Source organism: Apibacter raozihei (assembly GCF_004014855.1).
Taxonomy (GTDB): domain Bacteria; phylum Bacteroidota; class Bacteroidia; order Flavobacteriales; family Weeksellaceae; genus Apibacter; species Apibacter raozihei.
This window is the reverse complement of record NZ_CP034930.1, coordinates 2,772,132-2,792,071: the sequence shown is the minus strand read 5'-3', so window position 1 is coordinate 2,792,071 and position 19,940 is coordinate 2,772,132. Positions and strand designations below refer to the sequence as shown.

The window sequence follows — 19,940 nt, the reverse complement described above, 5'->3', positions numbered from 1 at the left end:
AAGAAGATGTTACATATTATAAAGTATCATTTTATTTTATTTAATATAAAAACAATTAAATAGAATAAATTATTTTGCAATAAATCTTTATTTATCAAAATATTAAAACTTAAGAATACTGAAACTTAGTTCTAATTAAATGTTTTATTTTATACTTTAGAATGATATCCAATAAAAGTTACATAATCAAAATAATATAATACCAAATTAATAAAATATCCCACAGGTGTAGAATATAAATAAGAAAGAAAATTCCAATGTACTAAAGATATTCCTGATAGTAAAAACAAAATATAGCAGTTTATTTTATTTAGATAAAGCTTAGAGCCAGTTTTTAGACAGAGATTTGAAAATTTAATAGTTTTTAAACTCAAAAATTCTAAAAACTTTATATCTGCTAAAAAATACATGATTAATGATGAACTAAACCATAAAAATATCCATCTCCCATAATCGCATCCCATTATGCATAGAAATAAAATCCCAGGAAGTTGAAGCAAAAATAGACTTAAAAATAATCTTCCATTTGAAAACTTTGAACTTCTATGAGGTGAAAGATTTAAGATTCTATAAATAAATGCTAATGATATGGAAACAGATAAAAAAATACCTAAAGGTACATAAACCCCAAATGAAAAATGATAGAATGAAGAAAAGAACATTTTTATTCCGGTTGAAAAAGGCCAGCCTAAAGCATTTATAGCCCATCCCTCTGTCATTTCTTTTGAATTATAAGGGAAATTTATTGAGCCCCAGGAGTCCCATATGATCATCCTAATTTTTTCATTACCTTTAAAATATAGACAAGCTAAAATAGAAATAAAATTAGGAAGTAGTAATATCAATGATTTTACCATTGAATTCAAAAACTTACTATTTTGATTAAAATTTATTCTAAATGCTAAAGAAATGATTATTGGAATTAATGCCCAAAAAATATAGCTTTCATGTATTAAGATAGCTAGAATTCCTAAAACGTTTATTAAAAGTAAATTTAATGTAAAATTTATTCTTGTGTTATAAATTAATTGAATGGTTGATATAAAAAATACTATTAATAAACAATCCTTTCTTATTACAAAATCAAAGATTATTGGTCCTCCTAATAAACAGGCGGATAATAATAATATAAATGGTATTTGAAATTTTTTCAAGTAGTATAAAAAAAATAAACACACATATACATAAATAATTAAGCAAATTAAAATAACGGTATAATAGGGTTGGATAGAATATTTTTTACTCATAATCAGAAGTATGTGTCCTAATAGACCTCTTCTAACAAATCCACCTTCATAATTTATTAAAAATTCTGAAATAACCCATGATTCTTTAGTATATCCACTTGATATATTAAAATATAGTGTTAATAATAGACACAAAAGAATTAAAAAATTAAATTTATTTGTAAGCAAGGCGTTTGTTTTATATAATAGTCAATACAAAATTACTAAAATATAACAATATTGAAATAATATATTACAATATTTGCATTAAATATATTATTTATATTCATAATTTAGATTAATTCAATGTGTTTATATCATTTATTTTCAAATAGTTGTACTTAGAATATAAAAGCTAAAAAAAATATATTTTTATATAAATAAATTATAAAAATCTATTATTATTGTTTCGTTCAAATGTTTATTTTATTGTTTAAAAGTTTCTTAATTGATATTTGATGTTTCTAAAAAGTAAATTTTATTTAAACCCATATGAGTTTTACTTTTGCATATAATTTAAAAAATTGAATAAAGAGGAGTTAACTAAATTTATCAAATCAAAAGCCTTTGAATATTCTTTTTTAGACTGTGGAATATCGAAATCCGGTTTTCTCGAAGAAGAAGCACCTAATTTAGAATTATGGTTAAACAAAGGCTATCAAGGTAAAATGCATTACCTTGAAAAAAACTTTGATAAAAGATTGAATCCCTCCTTATTAGTTGAAGGTGCAAAATCTGTTATTTCATTTTTATATAATTATTATCCTGAACATAAACAGAACTCAGATTCATATAAAATTGCGAAATATGCGTATGGTAAAGATTATCATACAGTCATAAAAGAAAAACTTGGTCAGTTAGTCTTAGAAATTCAAAAACATATTGGAGAATTCACATATAGGGTTTTTACCGATTCAGCACCTGTAATGGAGAGAACTTGGGCAAAAAAGTCAGGTTTAGGTTGGATTGGGAAAAATTCACTGTTGCTATCTAAACAAAAAGGATCTTTTTTCTTTTTAGCTGAGATAATTTGTGATTTAGAGCTTGAGTATGATTATCCACTTAAAACAGATCATTGTGGGAGCTGCACCCGTTGCATAGATGCTTGTCCTACTCAGGCAATTGTTAAAAATGGAGTTATAGATGCAAATAAATGTATTTCATATCTTACCATTGAACTGAAAGACCAAATCCCAGAAGAATTTAAAGGTAAAATGCAGGATTGGATTTTTGGATGTGATGTATGTCAGGATGTTTGTCCTTGGAATAGATTTTCAAAACAGCATTCGGAGCCTCAATTTGAACCACCTCCGGAATTACTTCATTTTACTCGTAAAGATTGGCAGGATTTACAACAAGAAGCTTTTAGTAATCTTTTTAAAGGATCTGCTGTCAAAAGAACAAAATTTACAGGTTTTAAGAGAAATATTGATTTTAATAAAGATGAGTAATAGTTGGAAAAGCTTCTAACCGGAAGTTTAAAAACTACCTATAAAATCGTATCTTTGATCTCTTAAAAATTCAAAAATATTGAAATTTGCTAATGTTATCATTCCTTTATCCATAGATGGAGTTTTTACTTATCAGATACCTGATGAGTTAAAGGATGATATTTGCGTGGGACAACGAGTAGTAGTTCCTTTTGGTGGAAAAAAATTATATACTGCAATAGTTGAAGAAGTACATAATCGAAAACCAGAACTTTACAAAACCAAGGAAATTTACTCTATATTAGAAGATTATCCCATGGTAATGTCTCAACAAATATCTTTTTGGAAATGGATTTCAGAATATTATTTATGTTCTTTAGGAGACGTGTATCGTAATGCATTTCCTTCAGCTCTTAAATTGGAAAGCGAAACATTTATAAGAAAGACTATAAAAGAGATTCCCTGGGAAGAATTAGATGAAAAAGAAACTTTTGTTATGCAGAGCCTGGAAATCAAAACCTCTATTAATTTAAAAGAGGTTGAAGCATTTCTTGCAAAAAAATATATCATACCAACTATAAGATCTTTATATGACAAAAATCTTTTAGAATTAGATGAACAGGTTATTGAAAAATACAAACCAAAAAAAATTACTTATCTTCAGCTAAACCCGGATTTTGATAATGCAGAAATATTTAAAAATGCACTAGCTGAAATTGATAGAGCCCCTAAACAAAGGGAAGCATTTTTGTTTTTTATCCAAATACAACAACAAAGAACCACTTATATTGAAAAAAAAGAATTAGTTGATAAATATTCACAATCAGTTGTAAAAGGTTTAGTTGAAAAACATTTTTTAGAAGAGTTTCAATTGCAAAAAGATAGAATGGAAGAATATGATGATAATATTGAAGATGCTTTCCAACTTTCTGAAGCGCAAACAAAATCATTACAGGAAATTGAGGAACAGTTTCAAAAATTTTCTACCGTAGTATTACATGGAATAACTGGTTCAGGTAAAACAGAACTATACTTTCAGCTGATTGAAAAACAAATTTCTCAAAATAAGAACTCTTTATTATTACTTCCTGAAATATCGATAACTACTCAGTTGGTAGGTAAAATACAGAAAAGATTTGGAGATGAAGTAGGTATTTATCATTCTAAACTTAGTCAGAACGAAAGGGTAGAAATTTGGAAAAATACCCTGAATAACAAATATAAAATTATTATAGGAGCTCGATCTGCAATTTTTTTACCTTTAAGTCAATTAGGTTTAATAATTGTAGATGAAGAACATGACAGTTCATATAAGCAAAACGATACAAGACCTTATTATCAAGCCAGAGATTGTATTCAGATATTGGCAAAACAAAATAAATCAAAAATTCTTTTAGGCTCAGCAACTCCTTCAATGGAAAGTTTTTATAATCATGAGTTAGGGAAATTTGGTTGGGTTGAATTAAAAGAGCGTTTTGGTAAAATAAATTTACCGGAAACGGAAATGATTTCTTTAAAAAAACCGACTGTTTCTCCCAATATCTCATTAGAATTAAACGAAGAAATAAAAAAAAATCTGGAACAAAAACACCAGATTATATTATTTCACAATAGAAGAGGATTTTCTCCCATTTTGGAATGCAACAGTTGTGGTCATTCTCCAAGTTGCCCAAATTGTGATGTTTCACTGACTTACCATAAAGCAACTTCTGCATTAAGATGCCATTATTGTGGATATTCTATGGCATTACCCAATCGTTGTCCAAATTGTCACTCTCATTCGTTAGAAACAAAAGGTATTGGTACTCAGCAAATTGAGGAAGAAATTAAAATTCTTTTTCCTGAAGCGCGCGTAGCCAGAATGGATGTGGATACAATGAAGAAAAAACATGCGTATGAAATTTTATTTGAAAAAATGTTTTTGCATGAAATAGATATATTAATTGGTACTCAGATGGTTACCAAAGGTTTGGATTTTGCATCTGTACAACTGGTTGGAGTTATCCGAGCAGATTCTTTGCTTAATTTACCCAGTTTCAGAGCAGAAGAAAAAGCAATTCAGTTATTAACTCAGGTGAGTGGGAGAGCGGGTAGAAGAAAACAAGGGAAAGTACTTATACAGTCTTTTGAACCTGAAAATCCTTTTTATCTCTTTGTTAAAGAAAATAATTACGAGCTGGCAAAAGAAGCTATTTTACAGGATAGAAAAGAGTTTTTTTATCCACCCTATTTCAGGTTAATCGAAATAACATTTAAACATAAAAAACAGGAAAGAGTAAAAAATGTAGCTACGATTACAGGAGAATATTTAAGGAATTATATACAGGATCCATATATTTTGGGCCCGGAAGAAGGCCTTATACCTCGTATAAACAATCAATATATTTATAAATTATTAATTAAACATCCGTCAAATAAATCAACAAGAAATATTAAAACATATATTAAAGATATAATTGAAAAACTAATGCAGATTCAAGCATATCGATCCGTCAAAATTGATATAGATGTAGATCCTGTATAATTGGATTAATTGTTTTTTAATATAAGTTAAATCATAAATTAATCATTTTTTATGGAGCTAGTCTACTAACCACCCATTCACCATCCGTATTTAATTCATAAATAATTCGATCATGCAACCGATTGGGTCTTCCCTGCCAAAATTCTATTTGGGTAGGTTTTATTAAGTATCCACCCCAATTTTCAGGACGTGTAAGTTCTTCTAAATGTTTTGTACTATTATCTAGATCTGAAAGTTTGTTTTCTAAGTATTCCCGATTAGGTATTACTTTGCTTTGCGGTGATGCCATAGCTCCCAATTGACTTCCGCGGGGGCGGGAATGAAAATAACCATCGGAAAGATTTTCAGCAAGTTTTTCTGCTTTACCATTAATAATAATTTGTTTTTCTAACACATCCCAAAAAAAATGCAAGCAGACTTGTGTGTTTTCAAGTATTGCTTTACCCTTTCTACTTAAATAATTGGTATAAAAAATAAACCCTTCCCAGGTAAATTGCTTTAAAAGAACCATTCGTGAACGAGGGATTAAATTATTTTCTATAGTGGTAATACACATGGCATTAGGTTCCGAGATTAAAGAACTGTTTTCAGCCATAAAATACCAGTCTCTAAACATTTCTATAGGGTTTTCTTTTAACTCAGATTCAAGCAAATAACCTGAATTATACACTTTTCTTTTATCAGATAGATCTTCCATAATGAAAAAATATGTAATTTTAGGATGTAAATTAAGTATACAATGAACTACAAAGGTAAATTATTAATTGCAAAACCTATTTTGAATGATTCCTTTTTTTCCAAAACTGTAATTTATATAACAGATTATGAAGAGAAAAGAGGGGCTGTAGGTTTTGTCCTTAATAAGACATACGAAAAAAAACTATCTGATTTAATTCCGGATGTTGAAACAGATATGACAGTATACGTAGGAGGGCCGGTTAATCAGGATCATTTATTTGTAATACATTCGCGTCCAGACGTAATACAAGGAGGAGTATCCATTAATGAGGATTTTTTCTGGTCAGGAGATTATGAGCAAATTAAAAATGCAGTTAACGACAAATTAATTAAAGAAGAAGAAATAAGATTTTTTCTGGGTTATTCCGGATGGGGGAAAAGACAATTAGAAGGAGAATTAAACAGAGAAGATTGGCTTGTAACAGATAGTGAAAAAGTTAATATACTAAAATGGGATGAGAATATTTGGAAAAATCAATTAATTAAGATTGATAAAACAAATATTATTTGGGTTAACTCACCCGCTAATCCTGAATTGAACTGAAATATTAATTTTTGATTAATTTTTTTATTGTAAATAATTGTCAAACAGATATACTGAAATAAATCATAAGCATTTAATAAATAAGTTAAATTATTAACAAAAATAAATTTATATATTGCTACATAATAAGTATAGCTATTATGAGGAATATATATTATGTAATTTTTTCTTTAATAATTTTGATTTCATCATCGGTGTATCAAAGTTGCTCATCAAGTGATGATGGACAAAATGAAACTGATAATTTTTCCATTTCATTATCTACTGTAAATATATCTTCTATTGCTACAACGGTAAAATTAAATATAACCACAACGCAACAGTGGTATATAACCGTTGATGAAAAAGACAGAACTTGGGTTTCATTTTCAGCAGATCAAGGGGTAGGTAACTCAACAGTTAATATATCAGTAGATGCAAACAGTACATCAGAAAGCAGGAGTGCTATTATATCAGTTTCAAACGGATCTAATGATTTAAAAGTACGTTTAACCCAAGAGCCGAATCCGGGAACAGATACGGGAAATTTAGGTTGGGTAGAATTGCCTGAAAGAAAAAATTTAACAAACACAATGTTTGTAAGGCATTCTTTACCAGATAATCCGACCATTCGTAACTATTCAATGTTATATGATACAGAACAAAAGGTTGCTTATTGGGTGGCATATCCCATGCACTCATCTTATATAGGAAGCTCTGGTCGAACAGATGCCTGGGATTTTGATCCAAATATATCTCAAAGTCAACAAGCTTCTTTGTTTAAAGGTATTTCTGGTTATGACAGAGGGCATCAGATACCGAGTGCAGATAGGACAAGTTCAAAAAATAATAACAAAACGACTTTTTATTTTTCAAATATGACTCCCCAAAATAAGGATCTTAATCAAAAGTTGTGGGCAAATCTTGAAAATAAAGTACGAACCTGGACTTACCAATGCGATACATTGTATGTAGTTACAGGTGCTATGATTACATCATCCACAGACTCAAAAATCAATTATGCTTATGATAATAATAAAAATAAAATAGCAATTCCCAAATATTATTTTAAAGCTTTACTCAAAAGAACCAAAAATAATTTTACTTCAATTGCATATAAAATGGATAATGTTTCACCAACAAATAACACAAATTTTAAACTTTATCAGCTCACAGTAAAAGAGCTAGAAGATTTAACAAATTTTGTATTCTTTCCAAAAATAGCAGAAGAAATTAAAAATTCCATAGATGAAAATCAATGGAAATAAAAAAAAGGAGCTGTAATAAGCTCCCTTTTATTTTTATAAGTATTTAAAACTTTGTTCGTTTTTAATATTTTTCAAAGAATAATAAATCATTTTAATAACGTTTTCCACATCATTTTTATGAACCATTTCTACTGTAGTGTGCATATAGCGCAAAGGAAGGGATATAAGAGCTGAAGGAATTCCACCGTTGGAATAGGCAAACGCATCAGTATCTGTTCCGGTTACACGGCTACAGGCATTCCTTTGAAAAGGAATATTATTTTTTTCAGAAGATTCAATAATCAGTTCCCGTAAATTATTTTGAATTGCTGGTGCATAAGATATTACAGGACCACTACCACATTTTATTTCCCCATGTTTCTTTTTATCTATCATAGGTGTTGTAGTATCATGAGTTACGTCCGTAACAATAGCAACATCGGGTTTAATTGTCTGAGTAATCATTTCAGCTCCTCTAAGTCCTACTTCTTCCTGAACTGAATTTGTTATATATAAACCGTAACTAAGTTTATCATTATTTTCTTTAAGTAAACGGGCTACTTCAGCAATCATAAATCCACCCACACGATTGTCTAATGCCCGGCAAACAAAATAGGAATCATTCAAAATGAAAAATTCATCTGGGTAAGTTATAATACACCCAACATGGATTCCTAAATCTTCCACTTCTTTTTTAGAAGAAGCACCGCAGTCAACCCATATAGTTTCTACCTTAGGAGCTTCCTCAACCCCAGTATAATTTCTTGTATGAATTGCTGGCCAACCAAAAACACCTTCAACCAATCCTTTTTTAGTATGTATGTTTACTTTTTTAGAAGGAGCTATCATATGATCAGAACCTCCATTTCTGACAACATAGATCAAACCTTCCTCAGTAATATAATTAACAAACCAGGATATTTCATCTGCATGAGCCTCTATAACTACTTTGTATTTTGCTTTAGGATTTATGACCCCATAAGCGGTACCATAATTATCTGTTTGAATAACATCTACATAAGGTTTGATGTAATCTATCCATACTTTTTGACCTTCACTTTCAGCACCGGTTGGAGATGGAGTATTGAGATATTTTTCTAAAAATTTTATCGATTTTTTATTTATTATACTATCTTTCATCAGAGTTGTAATAATTTATTTCTACAAAAATAGTAAATTTGGGAATAATTTTTGTGTATTTTCTTTTTAATGAAACTCACTGTATTAATAAAGGTTTTCTTTTTATTTATTTTCAGCTTATATAAAGCACAGGAAGTTTTACCGCTATCTGAAAATCAAGATTCAATATCTAATTATTCCTTTGATCCTGAAAAAATTATTAAAGAAGAAGCGACAGATTTTAAATCATATGAAGATAGTATATCTATTGATCTTAAATTAATTAATGTCTCAAGTCTTCCTAAATTTAACAATCAATTAGACAGATACCAGTATAATCGATTAAAAAAGAAAGTATACAATCTATACCCCTATTTGGAATTAGCCGTAAAAGAATACAATAACTTACAAGATTCAATTAAGTTAGATAATAATAGTTCTGATTTTAAAAAATATATAAAAAAAAGGCAGAAGGAACTTTCAGAAAAATACGAAACACAATTGAAGAAATTAACAAAGTCTGAAGGTAAAATTTTTTCTAAACTCATGTACAGATCTACAGGTAAAAGTGTTTATGACATTATTAAAGAATTAAAAAACGGATGGTCTGCATTTTGGTGGAATGCTAAAGCAGGAGCATTTGATATAGATTTAAAAGAACCTTTTGATCCTTATCATATCAGAGATGATGCTTATGTTGAATCTATACTGATAAGAGCCTACGAATTTGGTGATTTAAAACCAATTGTAGGATCAAAAAACCAAATTCAATAAAAGTAAGAATGACAGCTATAATTTAGAACAATCCTAACTTCCATCTTTTTTATTACAAACATTTTGCTATCGAATATACTTAATGTATTTTTGACAGATTTTAATTACAAGGGTAAATAAATTATGAAGAAAATTCTTGCTCTATTATTTTCTACGAAAACAACAGCAGTTATGCTTGTTATCTATGCGGTATCAATGGCTTGTGCCACCTTCGTTGAGAATGACTACGGTACACCTACAGCCAAAGCACTAATATATAATGCCAAATGGTTTGAGTTAGTAATGCTGATACTTATTTTAAATTTTATTGGGAATATGCAAAAATATCAGTTATGGAAACTTAAAAAATGGCCGATTCTCGTTTTTCACCTTGCATTTATTTTCATTTTTATTGGCGGTGCAATTACTCGTTACATTAGCTATGAAGGAACTATGCACATTCGTCAAGGTGAGAAAAGTAATGAAGTAATTTCAGAGGCAACATTTTTTAAAGTTCAAATAGCCAATGCACAAGGAGAAACAAGAGCTTATCAAGATGTACCCTTTACACTGACCTCAAAAAATATTCCCATACTGTTAAAACCTTTTCAAAAAGATTTTAAAGCTCAATACGATTTTTACGGAAAGAAAGTCAGAGTTAAAACTATTGACTATATACCTAGGGCACAGGATTCCGTTCAATTTTCAAATACTGGAAAACCCATTCTTCACATTGTAACTATTGGTGAAGGGGGAAGAGAAAACGTGTATATAGAAGAAGGTTCAGCAAGACAGGTTCAAAATGCAACCATTAGTTTCAATGCACCCATGCCTCAAGCTATTAATATAACCATAAAAAATGGTGAGATGTCACTTACCTCGCCTATGATGGGTAGACGCTTAATTATGGCAACACAAGAAGAAGTAGCTGTTGATGGAGAAGATAAAATCCAACAGTTACATTTAGCGAGTTTATATCAGTTTCCCAATGCAAGTTTTGTTGTTCCCCAGCCACCCAAACAAGGTAAAATTATATATTTTGAAGGAGATAAAAATAAAAACCAGAGTTCCCCTGATTTAATATTTATGGAAGTTTCAACTGATAAAGAAACCCAAAATATTTCATTTTATGGTAAAAAAGGAATGACTGGAGTTCAAAAGCAGGTTTTATTAGACAACTTACTAGTTTCAGTAGGATATGGAGCTAAAATATATAAAACAGAACCATTCTATTTGAAACTGGATGAATTTATCATGGAACGATATCCGGGAAGTAATAGTCCCTCTTCTTACGAATCTAAAGTTTCAATAATTGATGAAGGTAAAGAAACTCCTTACAAAATATACATGAATCATATTCTTAATTATAAAGGATATCGTTTTTTCCAGTCTAGCTTTGATCAGGATTTAAAAGGAACCATTCTTTCCGTTAATCACGATTTCTGGGGGACTACTGTGACTTATATAGGATATGCTTTACTTATTTTAGGAATGTTTGTTACCCTATTTTGGAAAGGGACACGTTTCTGGAAATTGAATGATCAATTGAAAAAGATTTCACAAAATAAGAAAACATACCTAATTTTATTACTGTTAAGTAGTTTATTATTATCTTCTCAGACCATAGATATGCATGGAACAGAAGATGGAAAAATAAAAAAAGAAACAGTTATAAAAAATTCTAACGATACTCATGTTCATTCTGATGGAACCGTACATAGTAACAATGAAATTTATACTCCCGAAGTAGAACCTACAGCAGAAAATGCTCACAACCATCCTAAACAGGAAAAAAGTTCTTCAATTCCGGCAACACCGTTGGATCCGAAAATCTTTGCAGAAAGCATTAAAATACCCAAAGAACATTCGGATAAATTTGGTTCACTTTTAGTTCAGTCATTTGACGGAAGAATTGAACCTGTAAATACATTAGCTCTTGAAATACTAAGAAAACTACATAAAAGTAATAACTTCTATAATCTGGATGCAAACCAGTTTTTAATATCTATATCTATAGATCCTATGAGTTGGGCGCAAGTTCCTTTAATAAAAATAGGTAACAGGGGCGGAGATGAGCTCAAAAAACGTGTTAAAGCTGATGATGAAGGATATACAACTTTAATTAACTTATATCCTGCAGGTTCAGATGGAAGTCCACGATTTATTTTAGAAGAAGATTTCAAAAAAGCCTTTGCTAAAAAACCAGCAGATCAATCCAATTATGATAAAGAAGTAATAGAAATTAATGATAAGTTACAAGTAATGGAAGCATTAATAGCTGGTTTGTACTTACGTTTTATTCCTCTACAAAATGATCCGAATCATACCTGGACTTCGTGGATAACTTCAGACTTTAAGGAAAATGATATTGCTTTAGATCTGATAGGAGGTTACTTCAAATCAGTAATTAGTGCTGAAGAAACAGGAAATTGGGGAACTGCAGATAAACAGCTTCAGGTTGTTTCAGAATATCAGCATAAATGGGGAGGACAAGTGATTCCTTCTGAAGCTAAAGTGAAATGGGAGATTAGATACAACAACTGGGATGTATTTTTTAAGATGATGATTTTGTATGCTATTGTTGGTACATTGTTGCTAATAGTAGCTTTTGCAAAACTATTTTTGATAAAGCTGAAAACTATTTCAATTTTTGAGTACATATTGCTTGGAATTATATTTTTAGGATTTATTATACATGGTCTTGGATTAGGAGTTCGGTGGTTTGTATCCGGACATGAACCTTGGTCTAATGGATATGAAGCTGTTATGTTTATAAGCTGGATAGGAGTATTAGCCGGATTTTTACTTTATAAAAACCGCAACGGATTTATTCCGGCTGCAGGATGTTTGGTAGCAGTAATTTTAATGGGATTTGCACATGGTGGAGACCAGATGAATCCGCAGATTACTCCGCTGGTTCCGGTATTAAAATCGTATTGGCTGATGATACATGTAGCAGTAATTACCTCTAGCTACGGATTTTTTGGACTGAGTGCACTCATAGGAACTGTTGTATTACTCTTATTTATAATTAATAACAAGAGAATATCACACAAAGTAGAAGATTCAATAAGAGAATTAACTATTGTAAACGAAATATCTTTAGCCATTGGTATATTTCTTTTAACTATAGGTACATTTTTAGGAGGTATTTGGGCAAATGAAAGTTGGGGGCGTTATTGGAGTTGGGATCCCAAAGAAACCTGGGCCTTTATTTCCGTTATTATTTATGCTGTTGTATTGCATTTAAGATTAGTACCCGGTTGGCGAGGCAGATATATTTTCAACTTACTTTCCTTACTTGCATTTTCTTCAGTTATTATGACTTATTTTGGTGTTAACTACTATTTATCCGGTCTTCATTCCTATGCACAAGGTGATCCGGTTCCAATACCTTTATGGGTGTATATTGTTATAGTAATCGTAATTATTTTGGCTATAGTTTCATATATATTGCATAATCGAAACTTCAAAGAAGTAAAAAAAGTTTAATACAAATGCGTAATTTCAGTTCAGAAATAAAGTACAGGACAGCACGAAGCGGAGGAAAGGGAGGTCAAAACGTTAATAAAGTTGAGACAATGGTAGAAGCTATATGGATTGTAAAAAATTCCCTGTTTTTTTCCGAAGAAGAGAAAGAGCGTATTCATTTAAAATTGGTTAACCGCATTAATAAAGATGGCGAGTTATTAGTAAGAAGCTCTGAAAGCAGATCGCAATTGGAGAATAAAGAAATAGCAACAAAAAAAATCATTGAACTTGTAGATGTATCTCTTTACATACCTAAAAGCAGAAGACCTTCCAGAAGAACCAAATCATCTATTGAGAAAAGGCTTTCTTTCAAGAAAAAAGTTTCTGAAATAAAAAAGTTAAGAAATAAAAATAATTGGTAGTTGAATGCCTTTTACATAATTGCAGATAAAAAAAAATCTTTTTCAATAAATTCGGGAATTATCTTTACATTTGTAGGTTATGTATTGACAGATATAGCTCTTCAAAACTTACAAAAGTCAATACTATAAGAAAGACTTTGTCTTTCTACTTGAAAGATATATTATAAAGTGAAACATAATTGATAAAATTCTACTGATAATTTTAATAGAGAATATTATCAGTTTTAAAATATTTATTTACTATACAGATTAAAAGAATGGAGTACAATACTCAAAGAAAAAAATTAATTATTCCGGAATACGGAAGACATATTCAACAGTTAGTCGATCATTGTCTGACTATTGAAGAAGATGAAGAGAGAAATAAATTCGCAAGATCTATAATAGAAGTAATGGGAGATTTAAATCCACATCTAAGGGATGTTCCCGATTTTCAACACAAGTTGTGGGATCAGCTCTTTATAATGTCTGAATTTAAGTTGCAAGTTGAATCTCCGTATCCCATACCTACACATGCCGAATTAAACGTTCCTCCGAAAAAAATGGAATATCCGGCAAACGAATCCAAATACAGATATTACGGAACAAATGTTAAAAAAATGATTGATGTTGCCAGAACATGGGAAGATGGTGATATGAAAGACGGGTTAAAATATGCCATTGCCAATCAAATGAAAAAAAATTACCTGAAGTGGAATAAAGATCAGGTAGAAGATGAAGTGATATTCAATCATTTAGAAGAATTATCAGATGGGAATCTTAAAGCCAATGAAGGAGAATCTTTAATGCATGTAGTTATTCAGAATAATCATAATAGCTATAGTAACAACAATTCCAGTTATTCTAATAATAAAAATAAGAACAGAAATAACAATAACAATAACAATAATAATAATAATAATAACAGGAATAATAACACTAATAACAATAACTACAAAAATAAAAACAAGAATAATAACAACAATTATTTAAAAAAAAATAATAAGTAATGAATACGTTTCAGATTGTCGGAGGTAAGAAACTTTCCGGCGATTTTTATCCTCAGGGTGCAAAAAACGAAGCTTTACAAGTAATCTGTGCAGTTTTATTAACATCCGAACCTGTTAGAATTAAAAATATTCCGGAAATTCAGGATGTTCTTAAACTGATTGAAATATTAAAAACTGTAGGTGTAAAAGTATCCCGAAATGCCAAAGGTGACTATACATTTTGTTCTAATGGAATAGACTTTGACTTTTTAAAAAGTAAAGAATTTCGTAAAAATGGTGCTCAGTTAAGAGGATCAATTATGTTGCTGGGACCATTATTGGGAAGATTTAAAGAAGCCTACATACCAATACCGGGAGGCGATAAAATTGGTCGTAGAAGACTGGACACACATTTTCAAGGTTTCATAAGTTTAGGAGCTAAGTTTGAATACGATGATGATGAAAAATTTTATTCAGTTACAGCCGATGAACTGAAAGGAAGTTATATGCTTTTAGAAGAAGCATCTGTAACAGGTACTGCAAACGTAGTTATGGCATCAATTTTAGCAAAAGGTCAAACGCAAATATACAATGCAGCCTGCGAACCCTATATACAGCAATTATGCAAAATGCTCAATTCAATGGGTGCAAAAATTGAAGGTATTGGTTCTAATCTTCTCACGATACAGGGAGTAACAGAACTTAAAGGTACCGAGCACACCATACTTCCTGATATGATAGAAATTGGAAGTATCATCGGTTTGGCAGCAATGACTAAATCTGAGATTACCATAAAAGATGTTAGCTGGGAAAACTTAGGGAACATACCAGATACATTCAGGCGGTTAGGGATTGAAATAAATAGGAAAGGCGATGATATGCATATCCCTGAACAAGAGCATTACAAAATCCAAAATTTTATTGATGGCTCTATACTTACCATCTCAGATGCCCCCTGGCCAGGTTTTACCCCAGATTTATTAAGCATTGTATTGGTAGTTGCTACTCAGGCTAAAGGTAGTGTTCTGATTCATCAGAAAATGTTTGAAAGCAGACTCTTTTTTGTAGATAAATTAATTGATATGGGAGCTCAGATAATACTATGTGATCCGCATAGAGCTACTGTTATAGGTTTAAATCAGGAAGCTCCTTTACGAGCAACTATGATGACATCTCCCGATATACGTGCCGGCATCGCTTTACTAATAGCTGCTATGTCAGCCAAAGGTACAAGTCAGATACATAATATTTATCAGATTGACAGAGGATATGAAAATATTGATGAACGCTTAAAAGCTTTAGGAGCAGATATTCAGAGAATAAAAGTCTAATAGTTAATATGCACGGTAGTTTTCGACTTAAACTTTCAATAATTATTGCAGTCTTCAATAGAAAAGATGAACTTCAGGACTTGTTAAATAGTCTTGTAAAACAGTCCGATAAAGATTTTGAAGTAGTAATTGTAGATGACGGTTCCTCAGAAAAATTAGAATCTTGTGCTTTAAAATATTCTGATAAACTGGATATAAAATATTTTTACAAAGAAAATTCCGGAGCAGGATTGGCTCGTAATTACGGTGTAAGACTTGCCTCCGGAAATTATTTTATTTTTTTGGATTCCGATTGTATTGCTCCAGATAATTACATATATAAAGTTCGGTCTAACCTCATATCAAAATATGTGGATGCTTTTGGAGGAGCAGATTCAGCGGATGCAAGTTTTAATAATTTACAAAAAGCAATTTCGTATTCTATGACTTCGCTTTTAACTACCGGAGGAATTAGAGGGAATAAAAAATCAGTGGATAAGTTTCAACCCAGAAGTTTTAATATGGGAATTTCAAAAGAGGCTTTTCAAGTTACCGGAGGTTTTTCAGAACTGAGGATTGGAGAAGATCCGGATTTAAGTTTAACTTTATGGGAAAAAGGGTTCCAAACCCGTTTTTTCAACGATTGCAAAGTTTTTCACAAAAGAAGAACCTCATTAAAAAAATTTTCTAGGCAAGTGTATCATTTTGGAATAGCGCGTCCTATTTTAAATTTACGACATCCTGAATATGTCAAATTAACATTTTGGTTTCCCAGCTTGTTTTTTATCTATACTATAGTTTCTTTAAGTTTACTGTTTTCTTACTATACTAATTTACCTTTTTTAGTAAAAGTTTTAGCCACCATTCCGTTTTTATTTTTAAGTATATATTATGCATTGATTTTTATAGACTCAACAATTAAAAATAAAAGTATTCAAGTCGGATTTTTGTCAATTGTTACAACATTTATACAATTTTTTTCCTATGGATTTGGCTTTCTAAAATCATATATTGCTTTAAATATTTTAAAAATTAGTCCGGAAAAAGCATTTCCTTCACATTATCATACCCAATCTTAGTTAAAAGAAGCTTTATTACTTAGTTTAACAAGCCTTCCTTCAGAAGTAATGATTTGTTTACCATCATTATAAGAAGTTTTATAGTATAAAGTTTTACCATCTGTTCTTTCCATAGTAACCGTTATTCCTCCGTTTTCATTAATAAATTTTTTAAATTTATCTTTTCGGGCTTCCTTGCTTGGAAAGTATAAAACATAGCTACAATCATCGAGCCATCGAACTTTCTTGTAACTTTCAGTTCCATTGGAAATTTCCAGTTGTTTTTCACCGTTTCTAATAATAATTGAAATACTACCCGTGTTTGTATCAATATTTCGAAATTCACCTTTTGAGAAATCCAGACAATTTAAATTTTTTTGCTGAGAACTGGCAAAGCAAGATATCAACAAAAAGAGAAATAGTAAACGATTAATTTTCATAGTCCAAATATATTAATTTTTTCAATAATAATCATGGATTTCCAAGCTATATTAAGAAGCTAAAACGTTGTTTATTCAATAAAAAAATAGTAATTTTACACACTTATACTATTTAAAAATAAATATATAAATATGACAGGAGAAGGGGAAAAATTAATTCCTATTAACATTGAAGATGAGATGAAATCATCTTATATAGATTATTCAATGTCTGTAATAGTTTCCAGAGCATTACCTGATGTAAGGGATGGATTAAAACCCGTACACAGAAGGGTTTTATTTGGAATGTATGAATTAGGTGTATCTTCAAACAGTGCCTACAAAAAATCTGCCAGAATTGTAGGGGAGGTAATGGGTAAATATCACCCGCACGGAGATTCCTCAGTGTACGATACCATGGTACGTTTAGCCCAGGAATGGTCTATGCGCTATCAGTTAGTAGACGGTCAGGGGAATTACGGTTCAGTAGACGGAGATCCACCTGCTGCAATGCGTTATACAGAAGCAAGATTAAAAAAGATTTCAGAAGAAATTCTTTCAGATATAGATAAAGATACGGTGGACACTCAACTTAATTTTGATGATACTTTAGAAGAACCTAAAGTAATGCCTACCCGTATACCCAATTTATTAATTAATGGAGCCTCAGGGATTGCTGTTGGTATGGCTACTAATATGGCACCGCACAATATTTCAGAATCCATTGATGCTATCTGTGCATACATTGATGATAAAGAAATAACCATTGAGGGACTGATGAAGCATATTAAGGCTCCTGATTTTCCTACCGGAGGTACTATTTACGGATATGAGGGAGTTAAATCTGCATTCGAAACCGGAAGGGGACGAATTGTTCTTAGAGGAAAAGCCAACTTTGAAGAAGTTCATGGCAGAGAAGCAATTATAGTGACAGAAATACCCTATCAGGTAAACAAAGCAGATATGATTTCTCGTACTGCCGAACTGATAAAAGAAGATAAACTACAGGGTATTTCAGAAATCAGGGATGAATCGGATAGAAAAGGAATGAGAATCGTTTATATCCTAAAAAACGATGCAATTCCTAATGTTGTTTTAAATCTTTTGTATAAATATACAGCACTTCAGACATCATTCAGCGTTAATAATATAGCCCTGGTTAAAGGGAAACCGGTACAGTTGAATTTAAAAGATATAATTCATCATTTTGTAGATCACAGGCATGATGTAGTTGTTAGGCGTACCCAGTATTTGTTAAGAAAAGCTGAAGAAAGAGCTCATATTCTCGAAGGATTTATGAAAGTAATCGCTTCGCAGGATACTTTGGATTTGGCAATCAAAATCATCAGAGACAGTTCTAACCCGTCGGAAGCTAAATCTGGTTTAATTGAAGCATTTGAACTTTCTGAAATTCAGGCTCAGGCCATTTTGGATCTTCGTCTGGCTCGATTAACCGGTATGGAGTTAAACAAAATCAGAGATGAATATGAGGCCATAATGAAAGAAATAGAGTACTTAAAAAGTATTCTTAACGATGAAGTGTTACGTTACCAGATAATCAAAGAAGAGCTGGTAGAGGTTAAAGAAAAATATGGAGATGAAAGACGTACGGATATAGATTTTGCCGGCGGAGAAATGAGCATAGAAGATATAATTCCAGATGAAAAAGTTGTACTTACAATTTCAAAAATGGGTTATATTAAAAGAACTTCTTTATCAGAATACAGAACCCAATCAAGAGGTGGAGTAGGTAATCGTGCGGCTTCAACCAGAGATGAAGACTTTTTGGAATACGTTGTTTCTGCGACTGCTCACCAGTACATGCTGTTTTTTACCGAAAAAGGAAAATGCTTTTGGCTAAGAGTTTTTGAAATACCCGAAGGTTCCAAAGCAGCCAAAGGAAGACCTATTCAGAATTTAATAAATATTGAATCGGACGATAAAATTAAAGCTTACATTTTAACTCACGATTTGAAAAACGAGGAGTATACCAATAATACTTTCTTAGTTATGGTTACTCAAAAAGGAACAGTAAAAAAGACAACTCTTGAGGCCTATTCCCGACCAAGATCGAACGGTATCAATGCGATTAATGTTCGTGAAGGAGATACATTAGTAAGCGCCAGTCTTACCTCAGGAAATGATGAGATAATGATTGCTACCAAATATGGAAAAGCAATTCGTTTTCCTCAGGAAAAATTAAGATCCATAGGAAGAAATGCATCAGGTGTAAGAGGAATAACCTTAGGCGACGAGACAGATGAAGTTATCGGAATGGTTATTATTTCAGAACCTGAAAGCGATACCATATTGGTAGTTTCAGAACAAGGTTACGGTAAAAGAACTCACGCAGATGCCTATCGAATCACCAATCGGGGAGGAAAAGGAGTTATAACCTTAAATATTACAGATAAAACAGGTAATCTGATTGCTATTCAAAAAGTAACTGATGAAAATGATTTAATGATAATAAATAAATCAGGAGTTGCTATACGTATGTCTGTGGAAGAACTCAGAGTAATGAGTAGAAATACACAGGGAGTCCGATTAATAAATTTAAAGAAAAACGACGAAATTGCTGCCATAACGAAAATTGAAAAAGAAGAAGGAGTAGACGAAGATGAAAACGGTGAATATATTGATGAAGGTAATGTTAATCCTTCAGATGTAACCGAAGAAAATTCTTCTATACAGGATGATGCAAACACAGAAGTAACAGAATAATTTTTATA

The 19,940-nt window shown here is 31.0% G+C and carries 15 protein-coding genes; 11 read left to right on the top strand and 4 right to left on the bottom strand.

Annotated features, from left to right (window positions below; all coding sequences use genetic code 11):
- Positions 1-149 precede the first annotated feature (149 nt).
- A complete protein-coding gene (locus EOV51_RS12375) occupies positions 150-866 on the bottom strand; it encodes a hypothetical protein (RefSeq protein ID WP_128152840.1) in 717 nt (238 codons plus the stop codon).
- Positions 867-1,750: 884 nt separating this feature from the next.
- Between EOV51_RS12375 and queG the strand changes: the two genes are divergently transcribed.
- On the top strand, positions 1,751-2,677 hold the full coding sequence (gene queG, locus EOV51_RS12370; RefSeq protein ID WP_128152839.1) for a tRNA epoxyqueuosine(34) reductase QueG: 927 nt from the start codon (positions 1,751-1,753) through the stop codon (positions 2,675-2,677).
- A 79-nt stretch (positions 2,678-2,756) separates the two neighbouring features.
- Positions 2,757-5,180 (top strand): replication restart helicase PriA, encoded by a 2,424-nt coding sequence (gene priA / locus EOV51_RS12365; RefSeq protein WP_228427631.1) that lies wholly within the window; start codon positions 2,757-2,759, stop codon positions 5,178-5,180.
- 49 nt (positions 5,181-5,229) lie between these two features.
- Here the strand turns inward: priA and pdxH are convergent, their stop codons facing one another.
- The gene (gene pdxH / locus EOV51_RS12360; RefSeq protein WP_128152837.1) at positions 5,230-5,877 is read right to left on the bottom strand and encodes a pyridoxamine 5'-phosphate oxidase; all 648 of its coding nucleotides are present in this window, start codon (positions 5,875-5,877) and stop codon (positions 5,230-5,232) included.
- Positions 5,878-5,919: 42 nt separating this feature from the next.
- Here pdxH and EOV51_RS12355 point away from each other — a divergent pair, with 42 nt between their 5' ends.
- Positions 5,920-6,462 carry a YqgE/AlgH family protein gene (locus tag EOV51_RS12355; RefSeq protein ID WP_128152836.1) on the top strand — a complete coding sequence of 181 codons (543 nt, stop codon included), beginning with the start codon at positions 5,920-5,922 and terminating at the stop codon, positions 6,460-6,462.
- 140 nt (positions 6,463-6,602) lie between these two features.
- Positions 6,603-7,709, top strand: coding sequence for a DNA/RNA non-specific endonuclease (locus EOV51_RS12350; protein WP_128152835.1), 1,107 nt, complete (start codon positions 6,603-6,605; stop codon positions 7,707-7,709).
- Between the two features lie 33 nt (positions 7,710-7,742).
- Here the strand turns inward: EOV51_RS12350 and EOV51_RS12345 are convergent, their stop codons facing one another.
- Positions 7,743-8,828: a M42 family metallopeptidase gene (locus tag EOV51_RS12345; protein WP_128152834.1), complete on the bottom strand. Its 1,086-nt coding sequence runs from the start codon at positions 8,826-8,828 to the stop codon at positions 7,743-7,745.
- Between the two features lie 69 nt (positions 8,829-8,897).
- Here EOV51_RS12345 and EOV51_RS12340 point away from each other — a divergent pair, with 69 nt between their 5' ends.
- From EOV51_RS12340 to EOV51_RS12315, 6 genes are all read left to right on the top strand, one after another.
- A complete protein-coding gene (locus EOV51_RS12340; protein ID WP_128152833.1) occupies positions 8,898-9,581 on the top strand; it encodes a DUF4294 domain-containing protein in 684 nt (227 codons plus the stop codon).
- Between the two features lie 123 nt (positions 9,582-9,704).
- Positions 9,705-13,052, top strand: a complete 3,348-nt coding sequence (ccsB, locus tag EOV51_RS12335; RefSeq protein ID WP_128152832.1) for a c-type cytochrome biogenesis protein CcsB — start codon at positions 9,705-9,707, stop codon at positions 13,050-13,052.
- A gap of 5 nt (positions 13,053-13,057) precedes the next feature.
- On the top strand, positions 13,058-13,453 hold the full coding sequence (gene arfB / locus EOV51_RS12330; RefSeq protein WP_128152831.1) for an alternative ribosome rescue aminoacyl-tRNA hydrolase ArfB: 396 nt from the start codon (positions 13,058-13,060) through the stop codon (positions 13,451-13,453).
- A 257-nt stretch (positions 13,454-13,710) separates the two neighbouring features.
- Complete coding sequence (locus EOV51_RS12325) at positions 13,711-14,442, top strand: DUF4290 domain-containing protein (protein WP_128152830.1); 732 nt, start codon at positions 13,711-13,713, stop codon at positions 14,440-14,442.
- Positions 14,442-15,752, top strand: a complete 1,311-nt coding sequence (gene murA / locus EOV51_RS12320) for a UDP-N-acetylglucosamine 1-carboxyvinyltransferase (RefSeq protein ID WP_128152829.1) — start codon at positions 14,442-14,444, stop codon at positions 15,750-15,752. Before EOV51_RS12325 ends, murA begins: the two co-directional genes overlap by 1 nt.
- An 8-nt stretch (positions 15,753-15,760) precedes the next feature.
- On the top strand, positions 15,761-16,810 hold the full coding sequence (locus tag EOV51_RS12315) for a glycosyltransferase (protein ID WP_128152828.1): 1,050 nt from the start codon (positions 15,761-15,763) through the stop codon (positions 16,808-16,810).
- On the opposite strand, the gene EOV51_RS12310 is transcribed toward EOV51_RS12315, so the two are convergent.
- The gene (locus EOV51_RS12310) at positions 16,807-17,229 is read right to left on the bottom strand and encodes a hypothetical protein (protein ID WP_128152827.1); all 423 of its coding nucleotides are present in this window, start codon (positions 17,227-17,229) and stop codon (positions 16,807-16,809) included. The two genes, EOV51_RS12315 and EOV51_RS12310, sit on opposite strands and share 4 nt — an antisense overlap.
- Before the next feature lie 132 nt (positions 17,230-17,361).
- Here EOV51_RS12310 and gyrA point away from each other — a divergent pair, with 132 nt between their 5' ends.
- A complete protein-coding gene (gyrA, locus tag EOV51_RS12305) occupies positions 17,362-19,932 on the top strand; it encodes a DNA gyrase subunit A (RefSeq protein ID WP_128152826.1) in 2,571 nt (856 codons plus the stop codon).
- Positions 19,933-19,940: the final 8 nt, after the last annotated feature.